The sequence below is a fragment of the Allobosea sp. UNC402CLCol genome, assembly GCF_000745475.1.
GTDB lineage: Bacteria > Pseudomonadota > Alphaproteobacteria > Rhizobiales > Beijerinckiaceae > Allobosea > Allobosea spartocytisi.
This window is the reverse complement of sequence record NZ_JQJJ01000008.1, coordinates 98,899-123,220: the sequence shown is the minus strand read 5'-3', so window position 1 is coordinate 123,220 and position 24,322 is coordinate 98,899. Positions and strand designations below refer to the sequence as shown.

The 24,322-nt window shown below is 67.3% G+C and carries 27 protein-coding genes; 15 read left to right on the top strand and 12 right to left on the bottom strand.

The window, feature by feature from the left end:
- Positions 1 to 26 precede the first annotated feature (26 nt).
- The gene (locus GY40_RS02560) at positions 27 to 1,298 is read right to left on the bottom strand and encodes a GGDEF domain-containing protein (protein WP_038358444.1); all 1,272 of its coding nucleotides are present in this window, start codon (positions 1,296 to 1,298) and stop codon (positions 27 to 29) included.
- 282 nt (positions 1,299 to 1,580) lie between these two features.
- Between GY40_RS02560 and GY40_RS02555 the strand changes: the two genes are divergently transcribed.
- Both GY40_RS02555 and GY40_RS02550 read left to right on the top strand, forming a co-directional pair.
- The gene (locus tag GY40_RS02555; RefSeq protein ID WP_038358441.1) at positions 1,581 to 1,907 is read left to right on the top strand and encodes a DUF6949 family protein; all 327 of its coding nucleotides are present in this window, start codon (positions 1,581 to 1,583) and stop codon (positions 1,905 to 1,907) included.
- Between the two features lie 57 nt (positions 1,908 to 1,964).
- Positions 1,965 to 2,495 carry a gamma carbonic anhydrase family protein gene (locus GY40_RS02550; protein ID WP_038358438.1) on the top strand — a complete coding sequence of 177 codons (531 nt, stop codon included), beginning with the start codon at positions 1,965 to 1,967 and terminating at the stop codon, positions 2,493 to 2,495.
- A gap of 204 nt (positions 2,496 to 2,699) precedes the next feature.
- Here the strand turns inward: GY40_RS02550 and GY40_RS02545 are convergent, their stop codons facing one another.
- The 3 genes from GY40_RS02545 to GY40_RS02535 form a co-directional block, all read right to left on the bottom strand.
- Entirely contained in the window at positions 2,700 to 3,332 is a 633-nt protein-coding gene (locus GY40_RS02545; protein WP_051987446.1) for a transglutaminase-like cysteine peptidase, read from the bottom strand.
- A 647-nt stretch (positions 3,333 to 3,979) separates the two neighbouring features.
- Positions 3,980 to 4,594, bottom strand: coding sequence for a PilZ domain-containing protein (locus GY40_RS02540; protein WP_038358437.1), 615 nt, complete (start codon positions 4,592 to 4,594; stop codon positions 3,980 to 3,982).
- Positions 4,595 to 4,655: 61 nt separating this feature from the next.
- Positions 4,656 to 5,228, bottom strand: a complete 573-nt coding sequence (locus tag GY40_RS02535) for a PAS domain-containing protein (RefSeq protein ID WP_038358436.1) — start codon at positions 5,226 to 5,228, stop codon at positions 4,656 to 4,658.
- A 407-nt stretch (positions 5,229 to 5,635) separates the two neighbouring features.
- On the opposite strand from GY40_RS02535, the gene GY40_RS02530 reads away from it, so the two are divergent.
- Both GY40_RS02530 and GY40_RS02525 read left to right on the top strand, forming a co-directional pair.
- Positions 5,636 to 6,448, top strand: a complete 813-nt coding sequence (locus tag GY40_RS02530; protein ID WP_038358435.1) for a rhomboid family intramembrane serine protease — start codon at positions 5,636 to 5,638, stop codon at positions 6,446 to 6,448.
- Positions 6,449 to 6,610: 162 nt separating this feature from the next.
- The gene (locus GY40_RS02525; RefSeq protein ID WP_038358434.1) at positions 6,611 to 7,042 is read left to right on the top strand and encodes a CBS domain-containing protein; all 432 of its coding nucleotides are present in this window, start codon (positions 6,611 to 6,613) and stop codon (positions 7,040 to 7,042) included.
- Between the two features lie 63 nt (positions 7,043 to 7,105).
- On the opposite strand, the gene GY40_RS02520 is transcribed toward GY40_RS02525, so the two are convergent.
- The 3 genes from GY40_RS02520 to folE form a co-directional block, all read right to left on the bottom strand.
- Complete coding sequence (locus GY40_RS02520; protein WP_248311079.1) at positions 7,106 to 8,095, bottom strand: patatin-like phospholipase family protein; 990 nt, start codon at positions 8,093 to 8,095, stop codon at positions 7,106 to 7,108.
- A gap of 193 nt (positions 8,096 to 8,288) precedes the next feature.
- Positions 8,289 to 8,693 carry a phosphoribosyl-AMP cyclohydrolase gene (gene hisI / locus GY40_RS02515; RefSeq protein WP_038358430.1) on the bottom strand — a complete coding sequence of 135 codons (405 nt, stop codon included), beginning with the start codon at positions 8,691 to 8,693 and terminating at the stop codon, positions 8,289 to 8,291.
- 165 nt (positions 8,694 to 8,858) lie between these two features.
- The gene (gene folE, locus GY40_RS02510; protein ID WP_038358428.1) at positions 8,859 to 9,503 is read right to left on the bottom strand and encodes a GTP cyclohydrolase I FolE; all 645 of its coding nucleotides are present in this window, start codon (positions 9,501 to 9,503) and stop codon (positions 8,859 to 8,861) included.
- A 184-nt stretch (positions 9,504 to 9,687) separates the two neighbouring features.
- On the opposite strand from folE, the gene GY40_RS02505 reads away from it, so the two are divergent.
- Positions 9,688 to 10,134, top strand: a complete 447-nt coding sequence (locus GY40_RS02505; RefSeq protein ID WP_038358427.1) for an iron-sulfur cluster assembly scaffold protein — start codon at positions 9,688 to 9,690, stop codon at positions 10,132 to 10,134.
- Here the strand turns inward: GY40_RS02505 and GY40_RS02500 are convergent, their stop codons facing one another.
- The gene (locus GY40_RS02500) at positions 10,135 to 10,866 is read right to left on the bottom strand and encodes a phosphatase PAP2 family protein (RefSeq protein ID WP_038358425.1); all 732 of its coding nucleotides are present in this window, start codon (positions 10,864 to 10,866) and stop codon (positions 10,135 to 10,137) included.
- A 112-nt stretch (positions 10,867 to 10,978) separates the two neighbouring features.
- Between GY40_RS02500 and yidD the strand changes: the two genes are divergently transcribed.
- The 6 genes from yidD to GY40_RS02470 all read left to right on the top strand — a co-directional run bounded on the left by yidD (position 10,979) and on the right by GY40_RS02470 (position 17,885).
- Complete coding sequence (yidD, locus tag GY40_RS02495; protein WP_112764638.1) at positions 10,979 to 11,314, top strand: membrane protein insertion efficiency factor YidD; 336 nt, start codon at positions 10,979 to 10,981, stop codon at positions 11,312 to 11,314.
- Between the two features lie 65 nt (positions 11,315 to 11,379).
- Positions 11,380 to 13,377, top strand: coding sequence for a threonine--tRNA ligase (gene thrS, locus GY40_RS02490; protein WP_038358423.1), 1,998 nt, complete (start codon positions 11,380 to 11,382; stop codon positions 13,375 to 13,377).
- A 178-nt stretch (positions 13,378 to 13,555) separates the two neighbouring features.
- A complete protein-coding gene (locus tag GY40_RS02485) occupies positions 13,556 to 14,845 on the top strand; it encodes a DUF2157 domain-containing protein (RefSeq protein ID WP_038358422.1) in 1,290 nt (429 codons plus the stop codon).
- Positions 14,845 to 15,456: a GDYXXLXY domain-containing protein gene (locus GY40_RS02480; RefSeq protein WP_038358420.1), complete on the top strand. Its 612-nt coding sequence runs from the start codon at positions 14,845 to 14,847 to the stop codon at positions 15,454 to 15,456. The genes GY40_RS02485 and GY40_RS02480 overlap by 1 nt, the downstream gene beginning before the upstream one ends.
- 441 nt (positions 15,457 to 15,897) lie before the next feature.
- Entirely contained in the window at positions 15,898 to 17,133 is a 1,236-nt protein-coding gene (locus GY40_RS02475; RefSeq protein ID WP_197062692.1) for an OpgC family protein, read from the top strand.
- A 68-nt stretch (positions 17,134 to 17,201) separates the two neighbouring features.
- Positions 17,202 to 17,885 (top strand): SGNH/GDSL hydrolase family protein, encoded by a 684-nt coding sequence (locus tag GY40_RS02470; protein WP_038358416.1) that lies wholly within the window; start codon positions 17,202 to 17,204, stop codon positions 17,883 to 17,885.
- Positions 17,886 to 17,942: 57 nt separating this feature from the next.
- Here the strand turns inward: GY40_RS02470 and GY40_RS02465 are convergent, their stop codons facing one another.
- On the bottom strand, positions 17,943 to 18,887 hold the full coding sequence (locus tag GY40_RS02465; RefSeq protein ID WP_051987445.1) for a hypothetical protein: 945 nt from the start codon (positions 18,885 to 18,887) through the stop codon (positions 17,943 to 17,945).
- A 103-nt stretch (positions 18,888 to 18,990) separates the two neighbouring features.
- Here GY40_RS02465 and GY40_RS02460 point away from each other — a divergent pair, with 103 nt between their 5' ends.
- Together GY40_RS02460 and GY40_RS02455 are read left to right on the top strand one after the other, a co-directional pair.
- Positions 18,991 to 19,560: a nitroreductase family protein gene (locus tag GY40_RS02460; RefSeq protein WP_038358413.1), complete on the top strand. Its 570-nt coding sequence runs from the start codon at positions 18,991 to 18,993 to the stop codon at positions 19,558 to 19,560.
- A 4-nt stretch (positions 19,561 to 19,564) separates the two neighbouring features.
- Entirely contained in the window at positions 19,565 to 20,170 is a 606-nt protein-coding gene (locus GY40_RS02455; protein ID WP_038358411.1) for a flavin reductase family protein, read from the top strand.
- Between the two features lie 65 nt (positions 20,171 to 20,235).
- Here GY40_RS02455 and GY40_RS02450 read toward each other — a convergent pair whose 3' ends face one another.
- From GY40_RS02450 to GY40_RS02440, 3 genes are read right to left on the bottom strand one after another with little or no spacing between them, the layout of a single operon-like run.
- Positions 20,236 to 20,448 carry a heavy-metal-associated domain-containing protein gene (locus tag GY40_RS02450; RefSeq protein ID WP_038358409.1) on the bottom strand — a complete coding sequence of 71 codons (213 nt, stop codon included), beginning with the start codon at positions 20,446 to 20,448 and terminating at the stop codon, positions 20,236 to 20,238.
- 19 nt (positions 20,449 to 20,467) lie between these two features.
- On the bottom strand, positions 20,468 to 21,346 hold the full coding sequence (locus tag GY40_RS02445; RefSeq protein ID WP_038358407.1) for an HpcH/HpaI aldolase/citrate lyase family protein: 879 nt from the start codon (positions 21,344 to 21,346) through the stop codon (positions 20,468 to 20,470).
- 5 nt (positions 21,347 to 21,351) lie between these two features.
- Complete coding sequence (locus tag GY40_RS02440) at positions 21,352 to 21,849, bottom strand: MaoC family dehydratase (RefSeq protein WP_038358405.1); 498 nt, start codon at positions 21,847 to 21,849, stop codon at positions 21,352 to 21,354.
- A 191-nt stretch (positions 21,850 to 22,040) separates the two neighbouring features.
- On the opposite strand from GY40_RS02440, the gene GY40_RS02435 reads away from it, so the two are divergent.
- Positions 22,041 to 23,111 carry a hypothetical protein gene (locus GY40_RS02435; protein WP_051987444.1) on the top strand — a complete coding sequence of 357 codons (1,071 nt, stop codon included), beginning with the start codon at positions 22,041 to 22,043 and terminating at the stop codon, positions 23,109 to 23,111.
- Positions 23,108 to 24,322, top strand: a complete 1,215-nt coding sequence (locus GY40_RS02430) for a DUF2336 domain-containing protein (protein WP_038358404.1) — start codon at positions 23,108 to 23,110, stop codon at positions 24,320 to 24,322. The genes GY40_RS02435 and GY40_RS02430 overlap by 4 nt, the downstream gene beginning before the upstream one ends.

Sequence of the window (24,322 nt, the reverse complement as noted above, 5' to 3'; positions counted from 1 at the left end):
TTAACGGCGCGTAAACCATAAGCCGTTCAGCCGGCCGGCACTTTCCGGAACTCGCCGGCATTGCCGACGACGCGGTCGCGGCCGAGCCGCTTGGCCTCGTAGAGATGGGCGTCGGCATGGATCAGAAGGTCGCGAACGCTCGCGGCGTCGTCCGGAAAGGTTGCGACGCCGATGCTCACCGTCGGAGCGGCGGCGAATTCCCGGGAAAGCGTGCCATGGACCGCGACCCGCATCCGCTCTGCATAGGCGAGGGCCGCGTTGTGCGGCATGTTCTCGCAGAGAATGACGAATTCCTCGCCGCCATAGCGAAAGATCCGGTCCTCGCTGCGGATTTCCGAGCGCAGGCATTCCACAACGCGGCGCAGCACCTCATCGCCGGTGACGTGGCCGTACCGATCGTTGATGCTCTTGAAGTGGTCGACGTCGAGGATCGCGAGGCTGAGCGGCTTTCGCGTGGCGGCAGCGCGCGTCGCCAAAGCGGGGGCGACGGTGTCGAAACGCTCGCGGGTGAGCGCGCCGGTCAGCGCATCATGCCCGCTCTTGCCGAGCAGATCCTCGTATTTGTGCCGATAGGTCAGCTTGTAGAAGATGTCGGCGAGGGGCTGCGGCGCGAGCTCCTGGGTGCTGCGCTCGAACAGCAGGAGGTAGAGGCCCATCAGCGCGCTATAGACCACGGCTGCGCCCATCTTGGCGACCCAGCCGCCGAAAAGAGCGTCCCAGGGCGTGCCGGTGACCGCGTGGAGGCCGGTGAAGAAGCAGATCTGGTCGAAGGTCAGGATCACCGCCAGGGTCAGGCAGGCCCGCAGCATGGTCGAGCGCGGCATCAGGCGGTGCAGCTTCTCGTAAAGCAGGATCAGCGCGATCGAATCGATGAAGAGCAGCGTCGTGCCCCAGATCATCAGCGCGCCCATCTGGTCGATCAGCACGAGGTCGGGATTGTAGCCGGGCAGCGCGACCGGCGAGCCGTAGAGGCGCAGCGTCAGCACCAGCGCCACCATCAGGAAATTGCCGACCAGCAGCCCGTAGATCGGCTGGCGGACGGTTTCGGCGTCCTCGCGAATGTAGAACAGCAGGATGATCGCGAGCTTGCCGGAAAACAGCACCGTCGAGCCCGGCGAAAGCAGTCCGAACGGCAACTGGATGAAGAAGACCGCCGCCAGATAGGTCTCGAGGAAATGCATCACGCCGAGCGCGCAGAGAAACGCGCCGAGGCCCATGACATGCCGCAGACGGAACAGGAAGGCCATGACGCCGAAATAGATGAGCGCCTGAGCCAGGAGCAGGGTGATGCCTGACATCGGGAGAATCGCGTGGCTGCCAGCGCGTCTTACGGCATTCTTCCCGCAGGGCGGTCAACGGGGAAGGTCGCATGCCCCGCATTCGGCGGCTGACTGTGCCGCGGAAGGCACTGCGGTCGGCGCCGCTTCCGGCTCCGGTTCCGGGGAGGGGAAGCAGGGCGTAGTGCCGCTCGGTACGGCCACATTAACCATGCCGGTTTACTATCCGGTAAGGCTTTTCTTCACAGTTCGTAAACCATAAGCCAGTGTCCCGCGCATCGCTCCGAGGGGAAGCTGCGCGCCATGACGATCGAACCCGCCACGCTCGAGGCGTTGCAGTCGCTGATCCTCGGTTTTGCCTTCGCCGGCCTTCTCGCAAGCGCTTTCGAGCTGTTCACGGCGCAGCGTGCGGATTTCAAGCTGCTGCAGGCCGGCGGTCTCGCAGCGGTCGCCAGCGTGCCGGTGGTCATCTTCAGCGCGCCGTTCCTGATCCTGCGCAACACGGTTCGCGGCCGCCGGATCGAGGGGCGGCCCTTCCTGTTCGTGATGCTCGCCAGCATGATCGCGGCCGTCTGGAGCATGGCGTCGGGCCGCGTCGTCCTCGACCTGCTGCACGTCCTCGTGGCTTGACGCCAGCCCGCCGGCGCCCTCAAAGCTCGGCATCGACGCATCCTCCGGGAGAATCCGATGCCGCTCTATTCGCTCGATGGAACCAAGCCGGAGACGCCTCCGCAGGGACAATGGTGGCTGGCTCCCGATGCCCATGTGATCGGGCGCGTGAGGCTCGCCGCCGGGGTCGGGATCTGGTTCGGGGCGGTTCTGCGCGGCGACAATGAGTGGATCGAGATCGGCGAGGACAGCAATGTCCAGGAGGGCTGCGTCTTCCATACCGATATGGGCTTTCCGCTTACCGTCGGTCCCCGCTGCACCATCGGCCACCGTGCGATCCTGCATGGCTGCACCATCGGCGAGAATAGCCTGGTCGGCATGGGCGCGACCGTGCTGAACGGCGCGAAGATCGGCCGCAACAGCCTTGTCGGGGCCAATGCGCTGGTGACGGAGGGCAAGGAATTTCCCGACAATTCGCTGATCGTCGGCGCGCCGGCCCGGGCCGTCCGGACGCTCGACGACAAGGCCGCGGCCGGGATCACCGCCTCGGCGCAGGCCTATGCCCGGCGCTGGCGGCAATTCGCGGCGGGGCTCGAGCGGCTGGATTGAGCCGGTCGCCCGTCCGGGGAGCTCCAAAAAGGTCGGGCCGGCTTCCCGTTACGGAAAGCCGGCCCTGGGCGAAACCCGATCTTGGGGACGGGTGGGTGGGGACGTGACCGAGCCTCGCCTTTCCGAATGAGCCGCCCACCGAAGATCCGGGCGGCTCGGTAGATCAGTCTCCGGACCGCCGGGCACGATGCCCGGCCGTTCCGCTCAGCGCTGGACCGAGGCGACGGTGGGCGTCTGCGCGCCGCCGAGCGAGGTCCAGCCGGTCTGGTACTGGGACTCCCGCTTGACGTAGACGTAGCCGGTCTGGCTCCAGGGCAGGATGGCGTTGCGCTTGTTGTCGAGGATGAAGTCGCCGCGATCGGTGCGGATCATCAGCACGGCGTGTCCGGCATTCTCCTCGTCGATGACCACCGTCACCAGCATGGCACGGCGCGGCAGGCCGGCCTCGGCCAGGCGCTTGCGCTTCAGCAGGACGTAGTCCTCGCAATCGCCCTTGCCGTCGGTGGGAATGTCCCAGCGATCGACCAGGCCCCAGTGATCCTGGTCGGTGACCGGCTCGATCTCATGATTGGCGCGGTTGTTGACTGCGACGATGGTTTTCCAGAGCTTGGGCGTCAGCTCGACGCGCTCGGGCTCGCGGGTGTCGAGCCTGCACTCGGAGGGCATGCGCTTGCAGAAATCCGTCCAGGCATAAGGTGCGCGGGCGTCGCCGCTGGCGGAGGCCGGGGCACTCGCCACGGGGATGCCCGCGCTCTGCGCTGCGGCGCCCGAAGCGCCGGCGATGGCGAAAGCGGCCACGAAGGCGGCTCCGATCAGATTGCGATGAAGAGAAAACATGTCGTCCCCTTTCTGTCCCGGGGAGACGATGCGATCCGGCCGATGGATTTGGCTTGAAGTCGAAACGTACAAATTTATGTATTTCCGCCAGCAACCGCCTCAATGAATATCAGAGCCAATCTTCTTCAAAGCCGGAAGTAACGATTTGTGACGATGATGAAACCTTCTTTTAACCCTTAATTGTGCGTTACGCGGCAACGGCTCGTTAACTTACCTGATTGTTACCAGCGTGGGGAGTGGGAGGGGGCGACTTCGATCGCTGGTTTCCGTGACTTACGGAGCGCGCGATCACGCAACGCGCGCGTGGGAACTGCCGGATGCCGGCGGGCTCGCAGGCGGTCCTTCGTTGCGGCCACGATGCGCGGCCGGACGATCGCGGTGCCCGTGTCGGAACACGGGGAGATGACCGTCGGCTGGGTCTCGCCGCCGCGAGACGGGCGCCCAATCCGCCTGTGTCGGTCCGGGGCGCCGCGCAGCGGCGAGGCCGCAGCCCGGATCCGGATGCGTGTCATGGAGAAGCGAGAGGCGGAGGGGCCCTTCCGGACCTTTCATCGGCCCGGGGTCACAGGCTCATTGCCAGGCAATGTCCCGGAATGGCGGTGGCCCGGACACGCGTCGTCGCAGGAGGGGCGGCCGGTGGCCTGCCGTCAGAGCTCGAGATTCTCGTCGAGCAGGTCGGCGGAGAGCGGAAAGCTGAACTCGACGGCATAGCCGCCGTCGAACCGGCGCACGATCCGGCCCGGCGTCGTGCCGAGTCGCACGGGTGTGCCCGTCGGCAGGTCGAGGTCGCTGGAGATCGCGGCGCCGGAGAGTGAGATGTCGATGACACGGACGGGATGCTCGGAGCCGTCGCTCATCGTCAGCATCGAGCGCGGATTGCGCGGGACGATGCGTTCGTGCCGGCGATCTTCCGGCAGGCCGAGCTCCTCGCGATTGGCGAGCCAGGTGAGCTGGGCGGTGAATTTCTCGCGCTTGCGGCTGGTCGCGGTGATCGTCATCGCGAACCCTTCCATCGTGGTCCGCACGCAAGTGCCCTCGATCCGACCAAGATGCTCGAGATAGACGATGACGCGCTCTCCCGGCGCGGCCTTGGCCGGCGCGGCGAGATGAACGCCGCCCGGCGAGATGTCGATCGTCTGGCAGGGATATTCCATCCGGTTGGGCAGCATATAACGGCCCAGCAGCACCACCTTCATCCGGTGATGCCTCCTGCGTTCGACCGGAACGGTCGCCGCCCGGGGCGTTTGGAGCGCGCTCAACATCAATGGACCAGCCTGGATTCGGGGCCGATCCTAGGCAGGAACGGTTAACGGAAGGTCAAGGTCAGGCGCGTCCGCCAGGCAGGACGACGAGGCGCGGCGGGGCGGAACGTTGCCGCTCAGCCGGGGCGGGGCGCGCGGACGTGGTGGGCCAGAGCATGCGCAGCGAGATCATCCGCATGGCGACCACGGTGTCGAGGCCGAGCCAATCCGGGGTGAGGGCGGGCGAAAGCGCGCCCAGGACCCGCGCATGGGTGCGGCCGCGATAGCGCAGCGGCAGCAGCAGCAGCTCCAGATAGATCGGCGCGCCTGTGCTGGTTTCGCCGGAAAGCCCGGCGACGGCACCGGCCGTCTCGTCCATCACCGTCTGGACCAGGCGGCGCATGTCGCCCTGCGCCTCGACCTCGGGCCAGATCGCGGCGAAGGGGCGGCCGCGCAATTCATGGCCGATCAGCGCGCAAAGCCGTGTGCCGGCCAGACGGAAGACCGGGCCGATCGGCTCGTTCTCGAGAATGAACGTGTCCGCCAACGCATGGCGCAACGCTCCGGGTTCGATCTCGCCACGTTCGGGCGCCGCCCGCTCACCGCGCAGCGCGTCCCAGTAGTCGAAGACCAGACGTGTGCTCGTGTTTTTCATTCTGCGCCCATTCAGCGGTTGATCCGATCGGGGAATCGCGCGTCCAGCGATGACGCAGATCCGTCCGAAAGGGGGACGAGTCGGTCCCTGATAGGATCGAGGACGCACCCGCCATGCCGTCTTGCCATCCCGGGGTGAGTCGGGGGAGGCGCCGGGGCGGTTAGGGTTAACGAAGTCTTATCTTTGTGGAAGATGCCTAGAATGCGTATCAAATGCCATCGAATTCGCGGGCGGCAAGCCGCCGACGCAAACCGGGGTGGAGGGGGCGTGACACGTCGTCCGGCTGGTCCGGATGACGGCACAGCCGGCGGAAAAGGGGAGGGCGTCATGCCGCTCCCCTTTTTCGTGCGTGGATAAGGCCGGCACGCCTTGCGCGAGCCTGCCGCTTCGGCAAGTGTTGCGGCGCAATGGCTTCCCACGATCCCCGCCCGCCGGCGCGCGAGCCCGCCTTCAACCTGCCGTCCGTGATCGTCCAGCTCCTGGCGGTGCTGGCGCTGATCCAGGCCGGCCGCAGCCTGCTCTCGGACGAGAACGACTATCTGCTAATGTCGTGGCTGGCCTTCGTGCCGGCGCGCCTGACATTGTGGCTGTCGCCCGACAGGCTCGACGACGTCGTCGCGGCGCTGGCGCAATCGACCGTCGGGCAGGATGTCGGCGACCGGCTGCAGCTCGCCCGCCTCCTGCTGGCGGATGGCGGCGTCCGGCTCTGGACGCTGCTGACCTATGGCTTCCTGCACGGCTCCTGGCTGCATCTGGCCTCGAACGGCCTGTGGCTCGCTGCCTTCGGCAGCCCGGTGGCGCGACGGCTCGGACCTGGCCGCTTCCTCAATCTCCTGGCGCTGTCCACGATTGGCGGCGCGCTGCTGCACTGGTGGTCGCGCGATCTCGACCTGCTGCCGCTGGTCGGCGCCTCGGCGGGAATCTCGGGGGCGACGGCGGCCGCGATCCGCTTCGTCTTCGCGCCGGGCCTGCGCTTCGGCGAGCTCGGCAATGACGAGGTGGTGAAAGCGATCCCGGCCGAACCGCTCGGGCAGCTCTGGCGCAATTCGCGCGCCGTGCTGTTCACCGGCATCTGGTTCGTGACGAACATCCTGTTCGGCGCCGGGCTCGTGCCGATCTTCGGCGAGGCGACCAGCATCGCCTGGGAAGCGCATATCGGCGGCTTCCTCGTCGGGCTCCTGCTGTTCCCGCTGCTCGACCGTGGGCAGAAACGCAGCTGAACGGGCGCTCGCGCGCCTTGCCTGCGCCGCGGTCTTACCCCACACTCCCTGTCATTGCGAAGCACTCCTCGGGCCTGCCCGGCATCGTGAGTCCGCCGGCAGCCGTGGAGCGGCAGCGGAACCACGCGCCGGCTAACGGCGCGTCAGCAGGAGGAGCCTTCGATGAATGTCGAGCAGTTGCTGAGCGGCAAGGGCCGGGAGGTCATTTCGGTGCAGCCGCACCGGACCCTGGCGGAAGCGGTTCGCGTCCTGAGCGAGCGGCGAATCGGCGCCGTCGTGGTCATGGGCGCGGATGGCACGCTCGTCGGCATCCTGTCCGAGCGCGACATCGTCCGGGCGCTCGGTAAGGAAGGCGCTGCCGCGCTGGAGAGCGCGGTTTCGCGGGCGATGACCGCGAAGGTGGTGACCTGCCGCCCGCAGACCAGCGTCGACGAGCTGATGGAGATCATGACGACCGGGCGCTTCCGCCATGTGCCGGTCATCGAGAACGGCCGCGTCGCCGGCATCGTCTCGATCGGCGACGTGGTGAAGCATCGCGTCGCGGCGATCGAGGCCGAAAGCAAGGCGATGCGCGACTATATCGCGATGGCCTGAGCCAGAGTATTTTCGCGCGAAGCGGGTACCGGTTCGCGTGAAGACAATGCGGAAAACGATGTCCTAGCCGCCGACCGGGATATGGTTGGCGGCGACGACGGTCGCGATCTCGTCGAGGGCGCGGCGGGTCGCCACCCGGCCGAGTTCGATCGTTTCGTCGGCGCGGTGGAAGTCGAACAGGCCGACGCGGCCGAGGCGCGGGCCGATCATCACATCGGGCGGGTCGCCGGCGAGGCGCGAGCGCGAAATCCGGTCCTGCGTGATGTTGAAGGCATCGATCATGACGCCGGCGAGGCCTGGACGGTTTTCGCTGGGGCGGCCGACAAGGTTGCGGACGCGCTTGGCCGCGACGGTGATGCCGTCGAACCAGCGCTGCGGGGGACGAAGCTCCCGCTCCGGCACGGTCTCTTCGGGTTCGGGGTCCGGGTCCGAGGCGTAGTTCTGGATCACCGTGCCGCGGCCGGCGAGGTCGTTGTTGAGGTTGACGCAGATCACGATGTCGGCGCCGAGCGCGCGGGCGGCGGTGACGGGCACCGGATTGACCAGCGCGCCGTCCATCAGCCAGCGACCGCCGAGCTTCACCGGGTCGAAGATGCCGGGCAGGGCATAGGAGGCCCGCAGCGCCTCGATCAGCGGGCCGTGCGTCAGCCAGATCTCGTGGCCGGTGCCGAGTTCGGTCGCGATGGCGACGAAGCGTTGCTGAAGTTCCTCGATCCGCAGGCCCACGAGATCGCGCTCGAGCAGGCGCTTCAGCCGGCTGCCGGCGATCAGTCCGGCGCCACCGATGTGGAAATCCATCAGCCCGACGACGCGCCGCTTGGTGAGGCCGGTCGCGAATTCACTGAGCTGGGAGAGCCTGCCGGCGGCGTAGCAGCCGCCCACCACCGCTCCGATCGAGGTTCCGGCGATGACCTCCGGCGCGTAGCCCGCCTCGATCAGCACCTCCAGCGCGCCGATATGCGCCCAGCCGCGCGCCGCGCCGCCGCCGAGCGCGAGGCCGATCTTCGGCTTGCGCTTCCCGTTTCGCTCGGGCGCAGACGGCATTTCGTTCATGATGTTCCCACCTCCGCCGAGGCCGAAGGCTCTTCGCGCGGTGTTGTCCCACAACATGGATCCGTCCCTCCGCTGAAGGTCAGAATCCCAGAATGCGATGAGCGAAACGTGAACGGCATCTCGTCAGCGCATTATCCGCCGGATTTGACGGAATGGTGAAGGCGGTCCGAGGCAGGGCAGCCCCGCCTGCCGCTCACGCGAAGAGGAGCGGCCCGCCGGCCTCGGCCCGCAGCGGCTGCGCGCGATAGAAGCAGGAATGGCGGCCGGTATGGCAGCAGCCGCCGTCGCCCGCGACGTTCACCTTGAGCCAGATCGCGTCCTGGTCGCAGTCGACGCGCATCTCGACGATGGTCTGGATCTGGCCGGAGGTCGCGCCCTTGTGCCAGAGTTCGTTGCGCGAGCGCGACCAGTACCAGGCCTCGCCGGTCTCGATCGAACGCGCGAGCGCTTCGGCATTCATATGCGCGACCATGAGCAATTCGCCGGTCTTGGCGTCCGTCGTGACGCAGGTGACGAGGCCGTTCGCGTCGAAGCGCGGGCTCAGCACCGTCCCCTCCTCGAGGGCGTGCTTGTCGGCCGGGGCAGGGAAGAGGCTCATGGCGACTCCGATGGGAGAGATCGTCTTATGACGTGGAACCCCGCCGTCATTCTCGGGCGAAGCGAAGCGTAGACCCGGGAATCTCCGGGGAGAGATGCTCGGGTCAAGCCCGAGCATGACATGGGGTTCAGGGGCGAATGCCCTGTCTCGCGGGAGGGGCCGCGCCTACAGCCCCGCCGACTTCACCATGGTGAAGAAGCGCACCTGCTCGGCCGGGTCGTCGCGGAAGAGGCCGCGATACTGCGTCGTCATCGTCGAGGAGCCCTGCTTCTGCACGCCGCGCATCGACATGCACATATGCTCGGCCTCGATGAGCACGGCGATGCCGCGCGGCTTCAGCGCTTCCTCGATGACGTCGGCGATCTGGGCGGTCATCGCCTCCTGCGTCTGCAGGCGGCGCGCATAGAGATCCACGACGCGGGCGAGCTTCGACAACCCGACGACGCCCTGCGAGGGGTAGTAGCCGATATGCGCCTTGCCGACGAAGGGCACCATGTGGTGCTCGCAATGCGAATAGAACGGTATGTCGCGTACGAGGACCATGTCCTGGTAGCCGTCGACCTCCTCGAAGACACGGTCGAGGATCGCGTGAGGATCCTCGCCATAGCCCTTGTATAATTCCTTATAGGCCTTGGCGACGCGCTGCGGGGTCTCGGCCAGCCCCTCGCGCGACGGATCGTCGCCGGCCCAGAGAATGAGCGTGCGGACAGCGGCCTCCGCTTCCTCCTGCGTCGGCTTGCCGACCAGAAACTTGTCTGCGGAGGGGGTGACGGCCCGCTCGACGGACAAGGACTTAACCACAGGGATCATGTGGTGCCTCCCGTTGGATCAAATGGCGCCGCGCGATCCAGGCCTTGCGGCCGCGGGCCGCGAGGCCGTTGCGACAAGTTCCCCCGCTGCGGGCGGTGAGGCTCCAATGCCCTCCCGTTCGCGGCGGATCAACCCTATATTGTGTCCCGGTGCGGGCCCTTCCAGACCCGCGAGAGATTGAGCCATGCTGGACGAAGTCTACAACAAGCGCATTCTCGCGCTTGCCGCCAACATCCCCCTGCTCGAGCGGCTGCCATCTCCCGATGCCACCGCCAGGGCCCATTCGAAGCTATGCGGCTCGACAGTGACAGTCGATGTCACCATGGAAGGCGACGTCGTCACCGGCTTCGGCCATGAGGTCAAGGCCTGCGCACTCGGGCAGGCGTCGTCCTCGATCATGGCCCGCCATGTCGTCGGTTCGACGGCAGACGAGCTGCGCCGGGTCCGGGAGCAGGCACGGGCGATCCTCAAGGAGAATGCCGAGCCGCCGGAGGGCAAATGGTCTGATCTCGCCGTGCTCGTTCCGGTGCGCGACTACAAGGCCCGGCACGCCTCGACCATGCTGACCTTCGATGCGGTGGTCGACGCCATCGACCAGATCGAGGTGAAGCGCAAAGACGCGGCAGCCTGATTACTTCAGGCCGAGCGCCACGCGGATTTCCGGCACCGTCTCGTCGAAGCGGGCCTTGAAGGCACGGTCGGCCAGCAGGGCCTTGGCGACGGCGCGGCCGACCTTGTCGCCGGCGACGAGGTCGCTCTCGTAATGGAAGCCGCAGACGAGACGGCTTTCGCCATAGCTCTTGACCCGTTCCTCCAGCTTCTCGCCAAGTTCGGGGACGGCGGTCTTGAGCAGTTCGGCATAGAGGGCGGCGGTGGCCGCATGTGCCGAGGGGAAGGAGGTGCCTTCCGGCCGGCCGCCCGGGCAGGGCTTGATGCGGACCTTGTTCCAGACGCTGAAGGGGCGCGGCCGGCTGGTCAGGCGATGGATGCTCTTCAGCAGGATCGAAAGCTCGATCTGCGCCTCGCGGAACAGCAGCCGGACCTCGCGATGGGTGTTGTCGACATAGCTGTTGTCGATGCCGTCGAGGAAGTTGACCAGCGCCTGGCGCTGGTCGGCGATGGCGGCCTTCTCGCGCTCGGGCGTGCGGGCCTGCGAGATCTCCAGCACATGCTCGAATTCGGCCTTCGCCTCAGGCGAGTTCTGGGCCGGCGGCAGGCCGGCGATCTTGGCGATGTCGATCTTGGCGCCGTCGAGCCAGAGCAGATAGGCGCGCTGCTGAGCATCGGCGGCCGTGGCGAGGCCAAGACCGAGAAGGAGGCCGCAACCGGCCAGGGCATGGCGAAAATGTTTGGCGCGCATCATGTTATGAAATCGATCAAGGAAAGCGGTTCTGGTGGCGGATCGGCAAAACGAAGCAGACGAGCTATTTCAGCGTCTTTTTGTTAAACAAAGATGTTCGCTGTTGCACAAGGTCATCTATTGGCCGCGTAAGGCTGCACATATCGCGATTCGCGGCTATCAGCTCAGCTTTTCGATGCTGGTCGGCCGCCATTGCCGGCATTGGCCGAGCTGCTCGGCCTATACCGACGAGGCGATCCAGCGTTTCGGCCTGTGGCGCGGCGGCTGGATCGGGTTCGCGCGCATCTGCCGCTGCAACCCTTACGGCACCAGCGGCATCGATATGGTCTGCGAGGAATTGCCGCCGCGCTCGTCCTGGTATAGGCCGTGGTCCTATGGCCGCTGGCGCGGGACGAACGTGCCGGCGGCTATCGATTCCGGCGCCGATCCGGCTGCGGGCGACGGAACGTAAATCTCACATTCGTAGCCGGTCTGACTTACGGGGTTCGTATCCCCGAGTGAGCAGGAGCGCGATCGATGACGATCTCCCTGACATTTCCCGACGGCGCCAAGCGCGAGTTCCCCTCCGGCATCACCGGGGTCGAGATCGCCAAGGGCATTTCCCCCTCCCTCCTGAAGCGCACCGTCGCCATGGCGCTCGACGGCACGGTCGTCGACCTCGCCGACCCGATCGAGCGCGACGCCAGGATCGAGTTCCTGAACCGGGAAGACCCGCGTTCGCTGGAGCTGATCCGGCACGATACCGCCCACGTCCTCGCCGAAGCCGTGCAGGAGCTCTTTCCCGGCACGCAGGTGACGATCGGCCCCGTGATCGAGAACGGGTTCTTCTACGACTTCGCCCGCAACGAGCCCTTCACGCCTGAGGACTTCCCGGCGATCGAGAAGAAGATGCGCGAGATCATCGCGCGCGACAAACCCTTCACCAAGGAAGTCTGGAGCCGCGACAAGGCCAAGGATTTCTTCGCCAACAAGGGCGAGGCCTACAAGGTCGAGCTGGTCGATGCGATCCCCGCCGACCAGACGCTCAAGATGTACGCGCAGGGCGACTGGATCGATCTCTGCCGCGGCCCGCACATGACCTCGGTCGGCAAGGTCGGCAATGCCTTCAAGCTGATGAAGGTGGCCGGCGCCTATTGGCGCGGCGACTCGAACAACGCGATGCTGACGCGCATCTACGGCACCGCCTTCGCCAAGCAGGAGGAGCTCGACGCCTATCTCAAGCAGCTCGAGGAGGCGGAGAAGCGCGACCACCGCAAGCTCGGCCGGGAGATGGACCTGTTCCATTTCCAGGAGGAGGGGCCGGGCGTCGTGTTCTGGCACTCCAAGGGCTGGCGGATGTTCCAGGAGATCATCGCCTATATGCGCCGGCGCCTCGCCGCCGACTATGAAGAGGTGAATGCGCCGCAGATCCTCGACAAGTCGCTCTGGGAGACCTCGGGCCATTGGGGCTGGTACCAGGACAACATGTTCGCGGTGAAATCGGCCTCGGCCTTCGAGAATCCGGACGACAAGGAGCGCGACCACAAGGTCTTCGCGCTGAAGCCGATGAACTGCCCCGGCCATGTCCAGATCTTCAAGCATGGGCTGAAGAGCTATCGCGACCTGCCGATCCGGCTGGCCGAGTTCGGGGCGGTGCATCGCTACGAGCCGTCGGGCGCGCTGCACGGGCTGATGCGCGTGCGCGGCTTCACGCAGGACGATGCGCATATCTTCTGCACGGAGGATCAGCTCGCCGCCGAATGCCTGAAGATCAACGACCTGATCCTCTCGGTCTATGAGGATTTCGGTTTCACCGACGATCTCGTCATCAAGCTCTCGACGCGGCCCGAGAAGCGCGTCGGCTCCGATGCGGTCTGGGACCATGCCGAAGAGGTGATGGGCAAGGTGCTCGAACGGATCGCGGAGCAGTCCGGCAACCGGATCAAGACCGAGATCAATCCGGGCGAGGGCGCCTTCTACGGGCCGAAATTCGAGTATGTGCTGCGCGACGCCATCGGCCGCGACTGGCAATGCGGCACGACGCAGGTCGACTTCAACCTGCCGGAGCGGTTCGGCGCCTTCTATATCGGTGCCGATGGCGAGAAGAAGCAGCCGGTGATGGTCCACCGCGCCATTTGCGGCTCGCTGGAGCGCTTCACCGGCATCCTGATCGAGCACCATGCCGGGCATTTCCCGCTCTGGCTGGCGCCCGAACAGGTTATCGTCGCGCCGATCACCTCGGATGCCGACGGTTATGCCGAGGAGGTGACGATGGCCTTGCTGGGCGAGGGCCTGCGCGCCCGCGCCGACCTGCGCAACGAGAAGATCTCGTACAAGGTGCGCGAGCATTCGCTCGCCAAGGTCCCGGTCATCATCGCCGTGGGCAAGCGCGAGGCGGAGGAGAAGACCGTGACGCTCCGCCGCCTCGGCAGCCAGGCGCAGACGGTGATGCCATTGTCGGAGGCGATCGCCGTCTTGACGCAGGAAGCGCTGGCGCCGGATCTGGTGCGCAGGCAAAAAGCGCGGGCGGCCTGAGGCATTCTCGTCATGCTCGGGCTTGACCCGGGCATCTCGGGGCGGAAGGGCGTCTCATCCTGCACGGGATTCTCGGGTCGAAGCTTTGCTTCGCCCGAGAATGACGATCCCGGAGAAATGACGGCTTGCTATGGCCGCCTCTGGTAAAAGCCTGCGGGCTCATGGCAGATAGCAGGCAATGCTGACCGGTTCCTACCGCAAACGACTCGAAGCCGACCTGATCCGCTGGGCTCACGAAGGCTGGATCACGCCCGACGGCGCCAGTGCCATCAGGCGCGACGTCGCCCGCGAACATGCAGGCTTCCGCCTGCCGGCCCTGCTTGGGCTGTTCGGTGGGCTGCTGATCGCCTCCTCCGTCGCCGCCTTCGTCGCGGCGAACTGGGAGGCGATTCCGCGCCTCGTCAAGCTCGCCATGATCCTTGCCGGCATCGCGGTCGCCTTCGCCGTCGCCTATCGCCTGCAGAAGGCCGGCTCGACCGGCGGGGCCGATGCCGCGACGACCTGCGGCGTGCTGATCTTCGGCGCCGGGCTCGCGCTCGTCGGGCAGATGTATCATCTGCCGGCGGACTGGCCGGGCGGCGCGATGCTGGTCGCGCTCGGCGCCTTGGTCGCGGCCTTCCTGATGCGCTCGAACGGGGCGCTGGCGATCGCCTTCGTCGCGCTCTGCGCCTGGAGCGGCGGGCGCTGGGACGAAGCGGCCAGCGGGATGCATTACGGCTTCTTCGCGCTCTACCTGCCGGCGCTGTGGATCGCGCTCTCCCGCGGTAACCGGCTGGTGCACCACCTTGCCGTGCTCGCAGCGGCCTTCTGGCTCGGCATGGCGCCGGGACAGTGGCTCCTGAACTCCTTCGATTATGGCCTGCTGGCCTATGGGCTTGCGATCTCCGTCGCCTTCGTCGCCCTGGGCGCCCTTGCGCTCGACCGGGGCGGGCCGGCGCTTCTGACGGCCTGCCTGCCCTGGGGGCTGATCGGCCTCGTTATCGTGCTCAATAGCGAATTGGCCCGCATTCTCGATGCGAGTGAGGCGCGGGCGGGGCACGCCTTCCTGTTCGTGTTCTACGCCTATGCCGTGGCCGTTCCGTTGAGCATCCTGCTGGGTGCGATCGCGCGCGAGCGGCGCTTCGCCTGGCCGCTGGCGGTGGGGCTGCTGCTGGCGCTTCTGGTGCCGGTGCTGTTCTGGAGCGACCGCGTCTCCGGCATGCCCGGCAAGATCGCGGTGGCAAGCCTCGTGCTCCTGGCGGCGACGGCGCTGGTCATCGCTGGCGCGGCCGGTGGCATCCGGCGGATTCTGACGGCGGGCTCGATCCTGTTCGGCGTCGCCATCCTGATCCTGCTCTGGCAGACCATCGGCACGCTACTCGACCAATCGCTGTTCTTCCTGTTGGCCGGCGCCGCGCTGCTCGTCACAGCCTGGGGCGCGCGGCGGTTGTTCGCCAGGCTCAACGGCCCGACCGGGGAGGCCGCGTGATGCGTGCGCTCTCCGTCGATGCGATTGCCGCAAGGGTGCCGCTGCTCTGGCGGGCCGTGGCGACCGCGCTGCTGCTGGCGCTCGGGCTGCTTGCGCTGGTGCAGCAGCGGGCCAGCATCCTGAGCAGCGGAACGGAAATCCGCCTGCGCACCGTGCCGGTCGATCCGCGCGACCTGTTCCGGGGCGACTATGTGGTCCTCGCCTATCCGATTAGCGTGGTCGACACCGGCAAGGACGGCGACTACACGCGCGGCGAGACCGTCTATGTCACGCTCAGGCGTGACGGCGAGGGCTTCGCGCGTGCCGCCGGCGTATCGCGCGACCGGCCCGCGGCCAGCGGTGACACGGTTGTGATCGCCGGCCGCGTGACCTCGACGAGCGCCTGCGCGCTGAACGATGCCGGGGAGTTCGACTGCTCCGGCGACCGCCGGCGGCTGCGCATCGCCTATGGCATCGAGAGCTATTTCGTGCCGCAGGGCGAGGGCAGGGCGATCGAGACGACCGACAAGGCCCGCGTCGAGGTCGTCGCCGCCGTCTCGGCCTCGGGGCAAGCCGCGATCAAGCGGCTCCTGATCGACGGCAAGCCGGTCTATGCCGAACCGCCTTATTGAGGCGCCATAGCAGCGGACCGAAAGCCGGATCCGCCTTTCGGAAAGATCCCGCGCGACAACGCAGCCGTGATTGCTGCGATTGCGCCCGGCAGGGCGTGCGGTGACCTACGGCATCGTATTCAGTCCGATGCTGTAGGCTTTTGTTTTTGCTGCGTCTTTCTCCGAAAATCGCATTCCGCTTTTCTGGCCGATGCGCCACGCGATCCTCAAAGTTTCTCGATCGCCATGTTCCAGCCGCAGAGATGCAATTTCCTGCGGCCGCCTGCTTCACACGGGGTTGTGACATTGCGCCGCGTGACGCCCGGCATGCCGAGTTATATGAACGGCAGATGAACGGATTCTGCAGATGACGTTCATCTTCCCGTCGGTGGGATGGAACCGGCCGCCCGGAGCGGGCGTTTCCCTTCCCGACCGATAGAGCCTGCCAGAGGACTGCCTTTCGTGTCCCTAGACTCGTCATTCAAGCGCTTCATGCTGTTCGGCCGTCCAGCCGAAGGCGGAGCGCTTCGTGCGGCGGGGCGCGATACACGGATCGACATGGTGCGCGGGCTCGCGCTGCTGATCATCTTCATCAACCACATGCCGGGGAACGTGGTTTCGGCCTATATGCCGAACAATTTCGGCTTCTCCGATGCGGCCGACGCCTTCGTGCTCCTGGCCGGCGTTTCCGCGACCTTCGCCTATGGCGGGTTGATCGAAACGCGCGGCTTCTCGATCGCGGCGCTGAAGCTCGGCGGCCGGCTCTGGACGCTCTACATCGCCCATCTGGCGGTGTTCATCCTGGTCTGCGGCGTGATCGCGGTTGCGGTGACGCAGACCCAGAACCCGCTCTACATCGAGGCGATCAACATCCAGCCCTTCTTCCGCGATACGGGAGAGGCGCTGATCGGCGCGCTGACGCTGACCTACCAGCCCTCCTATCTCGACATCCTGCCGCTCTACATCGTGTTGCTGGCCCTGTTTCCGGCGATCTATTACGGCGTGCGCCTCAGCCCGGCGCTGACGCTGTTCTGCTCGCTGGCGATCTGGCAGGTGGCGCTGGCGCTCGATCTGCATTTGCCGAATTCCGGCGGCCATTGGTTCTTCAACCCCTTCGCCTGGCAGGTGATCTTCACGCTCGGCGTCATTCTCGGCCGCTCGGTGCAGCTCGGGGTCACGATGCCGCGGCTGCGCTGGCTCGATGCCGCGGCCGTCGCCTTCCTCCTCTTCGCCTGGCTGGTGAAGATCCCGACGGGCAACCCGACGGGCGTCGCCCTGCTGAACGACTGGTTCGATTCCGTTCAGCTCGGCTCCGACAAGACCAATCTCGCCTGGAGCCGGCTTTTCCATCTCGGAGCCCTGGCCTGGCTCGTCATCCGCTGGCTGCCGGCCGGCGGCATGCTCACACGCTCGGTCGTCGGGCGGGCGCTGGCCTGCTCGGGACGCAACTCGCTGCATGTCTTCTGCGTTGGTATCGTACTTGCGATCATCGGGCAGATCGTGCTGGCGGAAACGTCTTTTGCCCTGGACGTCCAGTTGCTGCTCTGCGCCGGTGGGGTTACACTCTTGACAGGGCTAGGGATTTTCCTGTCGTGGTACCGTTCGATCACGAGTCGCGATCAGCGCGCGGAGCCTGCCAAGGCTCCCGGCGTGGCATCCAGCGCACAGGCGCGGCTGCCATCTTTCTCTTCGCGCTGACCTCGCTCGCGCTGGCTGCTCCTCCCGTTTCGCCTGCCTCCGTCGATATGCGCTGCCGCGCCGGCGCGATGCAGGCGTTCCAGCCGGTGCTTCCGGCGGCCCGCAAGGCGATGCAGGAGACGGGACGGCTCACCGTCGTCGCGCTCGGCTCCTCCACCACGGCCGGCTCGGGCGCCAGCGCGGAGGACAGGAGCTACCCCTTCGTTCTGCAGACGGAACTGCGCCGGCGCCTGCCGGGAGCCGAAGTCCGCGTCCTCAACAAGGGCGTGGGCGGCCAGTCGGCCTATGACATGCTGTTGCGCATGGATACCGATGTGATCGAGGAAAAGCCCTCGATCGTGATCTGGCAGACGGTGGTCAACGACGCGATCCGCGATATCGGCACGGAAAAGCTGACCAAGATCCTACGCAAGGGCATCGCCAAGGCCCGCGCCGCCGGCATCGACATGATCCTGATGGATCTGCCTTGGCTGCCTCGGGAGGAGCGCTATCCGCAACTCGACGATTATCGGGCCGTGCTGACGAAGACGGCGGAGCAGCAGGGAGCCGCCTTGTTCCCGCGCTATGCGATGATGAAGGGCTGGTCGCGCTCGAAGCAGTTCACGGAGGAGGAACTCGTCGGCATGGATGGGCTGCATCTCGTCGATGCCGGCTATCGCTGCCTCGCCTCGCGCATCGCCGACGGCATCTTCGCGGCCGTGGGGGACATTCGAATCCGCACCGTCAGCAAGAAAGCCGAAACGGTCGACTGAGGGCGCTTTGCCTTTCGAGGGCGAAGTCGGCAGGTTCCGGCGGCAACGGCAAGCGCGCTATTTGGCCAGCACCTCGATATCGCGGTCGATGCCGGACTCGACCTTGAAATCGCGCGAATAGACCTGCCCCTCCTGCCGGGCGATCAGCACATAATCGCCCTCGGCGAGGATCACCTGCGGGAAGGCGCCGATCGCCTCGCGGATGACGTCGCCGCCCGGCGTCAGCACGCTGAAGGCGGTGCCGGCGAAGGCTTCTCCCCCTGCCGTTGCGACGAGCTTCAGCGTGACCTTGGCGGCGCGGTGATGCAGCGTCGCATCGGTGACCTTGCCGGTCTCGACGCGGACATCGGCGCGCTGGATGGCGTTGGAATCGCCATAGGTCGAGACGACGTGATAGGTGCCCTCGGGCAGGCGGATGAGGTCGCCGGCCTTGGCCTCGCCGGTCACCAGCCGTCCTTCCGAGTTACCCTGCAGGGGCACGAAGACCTGGAAGGAGAGCAACCCGGCCGGAATCGGCGCGTCGCCGATCGAGCCGGCCAGCGTCAGCGCGCCGGCGCTGATCTGGACCTGATCGTTGACGCCCTGGGAGCCGAGGCTGATCCGCTTGGTGCCGCTGGCGAAGCCGTAAGCCGCGTGGACGATGTAGTTGCCCGGCGGCAGCATGAAGTTCGGCGTGGCGTCGGCGGAGCGGGCAACGATGCGCGGGGCCGAGCCGTCCGCCGTCTCGCTCAGGATGCGCCAGTTCAGGCCGGAGCGGATCGGCTTGCGATCGCTGGCAAACTGGGCGGAGACAGCGAGGCGGGCGACGGCGGCCTGCGCGCCGGGCTGGTCCTGCACGCTCTGGGCGGCCGGCGGGGGCATGGTATCGACGGCGGGAGCCGGGACCGGAGCCTGGGCCAAGGCTACCCGGGCGAAAGCGAGAGCAGGCACGAGCAAGGCCGCGAAGCGGCCGAGCCCGCCGATCTTGCGGCGGCCAGCTTCAAGGCCATCCAATTCAAACATGCTTTTCGTCCCTAGAGCCCTTGCGGCGATGTATGAGCAGGCTCGCTTGTCCTCATCATGGCGAAGGCATAGGTCTCGACCATCGCCATAGCCCGGATGTTTCATGACCGATACGCTCTCCCTGCTCAAGCTGCGTCGCTCGGTGCCGCCGCAGTTCCTCGCCGCTCCCGGACCCGAGGGGGCCGAACTCGGCGAGCTTCTCGCCATCGCCGCGCGGGTGCCCGACCATGGCAAGCTCGTGCCCTGGCGCTTCATCGTCTTCGCGGGCGAGGCGCGCGAGAAGGCGGCCGATGTCGTCGCGCGGGTCTTCCGCGAGCGCAACCCGCAGGCCAGCGCGGATCAGGTCGAATTCGAGCGCAAGCGCCTGACCCATGCGCCGGTGATCGTCGCTGTGGTGTCGCGGGCGCGCGAGCACGCCAAGATCCCGCTCTGGGAGCAGGAATTGTCGGCCGGCGCCGTCTGCATGACCTTGCTCGTCGCCGCCTATGCCAAGGGCTATGCCGGCTCCTGGCTGACGAACTGGTTCTCGTTCGACCGCGAGGTGCTGACGGCATTCGGCCTCGCCGCCGACGAGCGCATGGCCGGTTTCGTCCATATCGGCACGCCGACGGCGCCGATCACCGATCGCGACCGGCCGGTGATGGCGGACATCATCAGCTATTACGGAGCCTGACGCGATGATCTACTCGGCGACGCGGGAGGATCTCGGCTTCGCGCATGATCCGTTCAAGGCCATCGTCGCGCCGCGGCCGATCGGCTGGATCACGGCGCTCAGCGCGAAGGGGGAGGTCAATCTCTCGCCCTACAGCTTCTTCAACGCGATCTCCTCGCGGCCGAACCTCGTGATGTTCTCCTCGGAGAACAAGAAGGACGCGGTGAGCTTCATCGAGGAAACGGGCGAGTTCACCTGCTCGCTCGTCTCGGGCGCGCTGATGCAGCAGATGAACCTGACCTCGGCGCCGCTGCCGCGCGGGCAGAGCGAATACCCTCATGCGGGGCTCGAGATGGCGCCGTCCCGCTTCGTCAAGTCGCCGCGGGTCGCGGGCACGCCGGCTGCGCTCGAATGCAGATCCGTCTCGATCCAGCAATTGCGCGACATCGACGGCAACGACGTGCCGCGCTGGATGGTGATCGGCCAGGTCCTCGGCATCTTCATCGACGACGCCTTCGTCAAGGACGGGCGCTTCGACACGGCCGGAGCCAATCCGATCGCGCGCTGCGGCTATGCCGACTATGCCGAGGTGACGAGCGTGTTCTCGCTCCAGCGGCCGGCGGGCGGGTAGGGCGGTCGTTGGGCTGCCGTCATTCTCGGGTCGAGCCCGAGCATGACGCCTCGTGGCCGCCGGCTTCAGCCCGCCAGCGGTCCCTTGACCCGGTAGTCGCCGAGCTCGGCGAGCGCGCGATTGATCGTCTCGGCGTCGAGGCCGGCGCCTTCCGGGAGCGTCAGGCGGGGTGGGTCCAGCGTCACCGTCGCGCCGGGTGAAAGCGTCGTCGCCGCGCGCTGGACGCGCGAGGCGCAACCGCCGCAATGCATGCCCGATACCTCGAAAACCTGAGTCATTGGAATCGCCTCCGGCACATCATTCAGCCAGTTTCAGAGCGCGGGCCTTCAGACGCTCCGCCCTGATGAGATGGGGACGATCCAGCATTTCGCCATCGAGCCCGATCACGCCGGCGCCTGGATTGGCGGCGAAGAGCGCGATGATCTGCTCGGCCCTGGCGAGCGCTTCGGGCGAGGGCGCGAAGACCTCGTTGATGGGGGCGACCTGAGCCGGGTGGATTGCCATCTTGCCGGTGAAGCCGTCGCGCCGTGCCGCGAGGCACTCGGCCCGCAATCCTGCATCGTCGCGGAAATTGGTGAAGACGGTATCGATCGCGTCGATCTGCGCGGCGCTGGCGCCGAACAGGGTGAGGGCGCGGGCGAGGCGGTAGGGATCGGTATAGGAGCCGTCCTGCAGCCGGTTGGTCTCGGCGCCGAGATCGGCGGAGAGGTCCTCGGCGCCCCAGGTCAGCGCCAGCAGGCGGTGCGAGGCGCGGGCATAGGTGCCGAGCCCGAAGATGCCCTTGCCGTTCTCGGTCGCGATCGGGAGGATGCCGGTCGCGCCATCGGGCAGGTCGGCCTCCGCCTCGCGCACCGCGATCCTGGCGGCGAGGTGGCCGACATCGATGCCGCCTTCCGATTTCGGCAGCATGATCGCATCCGGCGCGCCGGGCATGACCGCGTCGAGATCGGCGTCGCTCATGCCGCTGGCGAGGCCGTTGATCCGCACGATCAGCAAGGGGCGCTTCGGCAGGGCGCGGGCCGCCTGCAGGAAGTCGCGCGTGATGGTGCGAGCCTGCGGCTTGGCGTCGAGCGCGACGGAGTCCTCGAGGTCGAGGATCAGCGCGTCGGCGCCGCTCTCCAGACCCTTCTGCTGCTTCTTCGGGCTGTCACCCGGCACGAACAGGAGCGAGCGCATCCGCGTCAGACCGCGATCGTGGCGGGGGCGGGGCGCTTGCGCATGAAGGCCTGGCGGCGGCACTGCGCGACCAGCGTGCCGTCCTGCTTGTAGGCCTTGTGAAGAAACTCGACGATCCCGGCATCGGGGCGCGAGCGCGACTCGCGCTTGGCGGCGATCTCGGTGGTGCAATTCACCGTGTCGCCCTCGAAGAGCGGGGCGGGGAAGGTGACATCGGTCATGCCGAGATTGCCGATGGTGGTGCCGACGGTGGTGTCGTTCACGGAGATACCGATCATCAGCCCGAGCGTGAACAGCGAGTTCATCAGCGGCTTGCCCCATTCGGTTTCGGTCGCGCAGAAATGCGCGTCGATATGAAGGGGTTGCGGGTTCAGCGTCATGTTGGAGAACAGCATGTTGTCCATCTGCGTGACGGTCCGCGTCAGGCGGTGCTCGATGACGGCGCCGATCTGGAAGTCCTCGAAATAGATCCCGCCGCGCTTGTGACGCTCCAGTTCTGCCATCGACCTTCTCCGCATTCACAAAGCCAGCACTGAGCCGGCGCGAAAGTGGTAAAGGGCGTTCCGCGGAGAGGGAAGCGGAAAGCGGCGGCGTTAAGGAACGGCGGGCGGCCTTAACCCTTCGCTTACCATAATGGAGGCAATCTTGTGGCGCGTCCCCGCAGCCTCGCGGCGAGCCGCGCCCGAGACCTTCGATGTTCCTTTTCACCACGCCGCCGAGCCGCGAGACCCAGCCCGCCGCCAACCCGGTCGTCAGCGCCATTCGCGAGGGCGCGGATCGGACCGGCGCGGGCTTCGATTATCTGCTCAAGACGGCGCAGCGGGAATCGTCACTGACGCCGGACGCCAAGGCGAAATCATCGAGCGCGACCGGCCTGTTCCAGTTCATCGAGCAGACCTGGCTGTCGATGGTGAAGCAGGAGGGGCCGAAGCAGGGCCTGCAGACCTACGCCGACGCCATCAACGACAGCGGCGGCCGGCTGACCGTCGCCGACCCGGCGCTGCGCGAGAAGATCCTGCAATTGCGCAACGACCCCCAGGTTTCCGCCGTCATGGCGGGCGCGCTGACCCAGAAGAACCGCGACCAGCTCGCTGGCGCGCTCGGTCGCCAGCCGCAGGCGGGCGAGCTCTACATGGCCCATGTGCTGGGCGCGCGCGGTGCATCCGATCTGATCCGGGCGGCCGCGAGCGATCCGAGCCGCATTGCGGCGCGCGACTTTCCCGAGGCCGCCGCGGCCAATCGCGGCATCTTCTATGACAAGGCCGGCCGGGCACGCAGCGTCCAGGAGGTCTATGGCGTGCTGGCGGCGAGCCATGCCAGCACCCAGCTTGCAGCGGCATCGACGACGAGCGGCAACGCGACGACGGAGGAGACGCCGGTGGCCGAGATCGCGGCGGCGCTCCAGCCCGGCCGCGCGCATGGGCTGATCGGATTGTTCTCGACCGGGGGCTCGCGCGAGCCGGTCTCGAAGGCCGTCGCCAATCTCTGGACGTCGCCGCGCGCCAACGGCACCCGCACGGCCGCGCTAGACAGCGGCGAGCGTTATTTCCCACGGGTCAAGAGTGACGCGGCATCCTCGGCCGCCGTCGACGGCGCGCGCTCCGGCGACACCGGCGGTCAGGGCAGGGCGATGGCCGCGCCGCTGCCGCCCACCCGCCCGGCTGATCTTGCCTTGCCGGCGACGGGCTCCGCGCAGGCTGCGGGCAAGGCCAGGCGCGGGCCGCTCGACCTCTCGTCCTTCATGATCCAGCGGAGCGACGCATGATCGTTCGCCGCTTCCTGCTCTGGGCCCGCACGGCGCCCGCCGAGGCACGCGCCTCGGGCGCTGCCGCGCTCGCCGGCGCCTATCTGCGCTCCAGCCTCTCGCCGGAGGATCGCGCCGAGGCCGAGACGGCCCTGATCGCGCTGATCGACGATCCCTCGCCGTTGGTGCGGCGGGCCATCGCCGAGGAGATGGCGCCTTCGCCGCACACGCCGCGCAATCTCGCGCTCGGGCTGATCGCGGACCAGAGCGATGTCGCGGCCCTGATGCTGGCGCATTCCCCGGTGTTCACCGAGGCGGATCTCGTCGATGCGGCGGCCGTCGGTGACCTGCTCGCCCAGCGCGCCGTCGCCATGCGCCGTTGCCTGCCCGCGGGCGTGGCCGCAGCTCTGGCTGAGGTCGGCGGCGAGGAAGCCCTGCTGACGCTGGTCAATAACCGCACGGCCGAGATTCCCGATTTCTCCTTCGAGCGGATGATCGAGCGCTGCGGCGACAATGGCGCCCTTCGCGAGGCGCTGCTGGAGCGGCCCGACCTGCCGCCCGGCCTGCGACAGGTGATCGCTTCCAGAGTTTCCGATGCGCTGGCGCATTTCGTGTCCGGCTGCGGCTGGCTGACGCCGGAGCGCAGCGCACGGCTCGCACGCGAGGCGACCGAGCGCGTCGCGGTGGCGCTCGCTGCCGGTGGCGAGGCGACCGATGCGCCGGCGATCGTCGAGGTGCTGCGCGCGACGGGGCGGCTAACGCCCGGGCTGATGCTGCGCTCCCTCCTGAGCGGAGAGCCGGCGCTGGCCGAGGCGGCCTTCGTCGCGCTGTCCGATCTGCCGCCGGGGCGTGTCGCCGCACTGCTGCGCGACCGGCGCGGGGCCGGCCTCAAGGCGCTCTGCCGCAAGGCGGGCTTGCCGCCCGCGCTGGAACTGGCCTTCGTCGTCGCCATCCTGGCGCTCAATGCGCGCGGCTTCGACGCGGGCGCGGCGCGCTGCGGCATCGACCGGGCGCTGCTGCGCGAGGTGCTTGCCGCCTGCGAGGCGATGGAGGGGCCGGAGGCCGACGCGCTCGTGGCCTTGCTGCGTCGCATGGACGCCGAGGCCGCGCGCGACGAGGCCCGGCTGATGGCGGATTCGCTGGCCGACGACGCGGCCTTCGCCTTGCTGGTCGAGGCCGATCCGTCCTTCCTGATCGAGCTCGAAAGCGGCGATCTGCGCGACGCGGCCTGA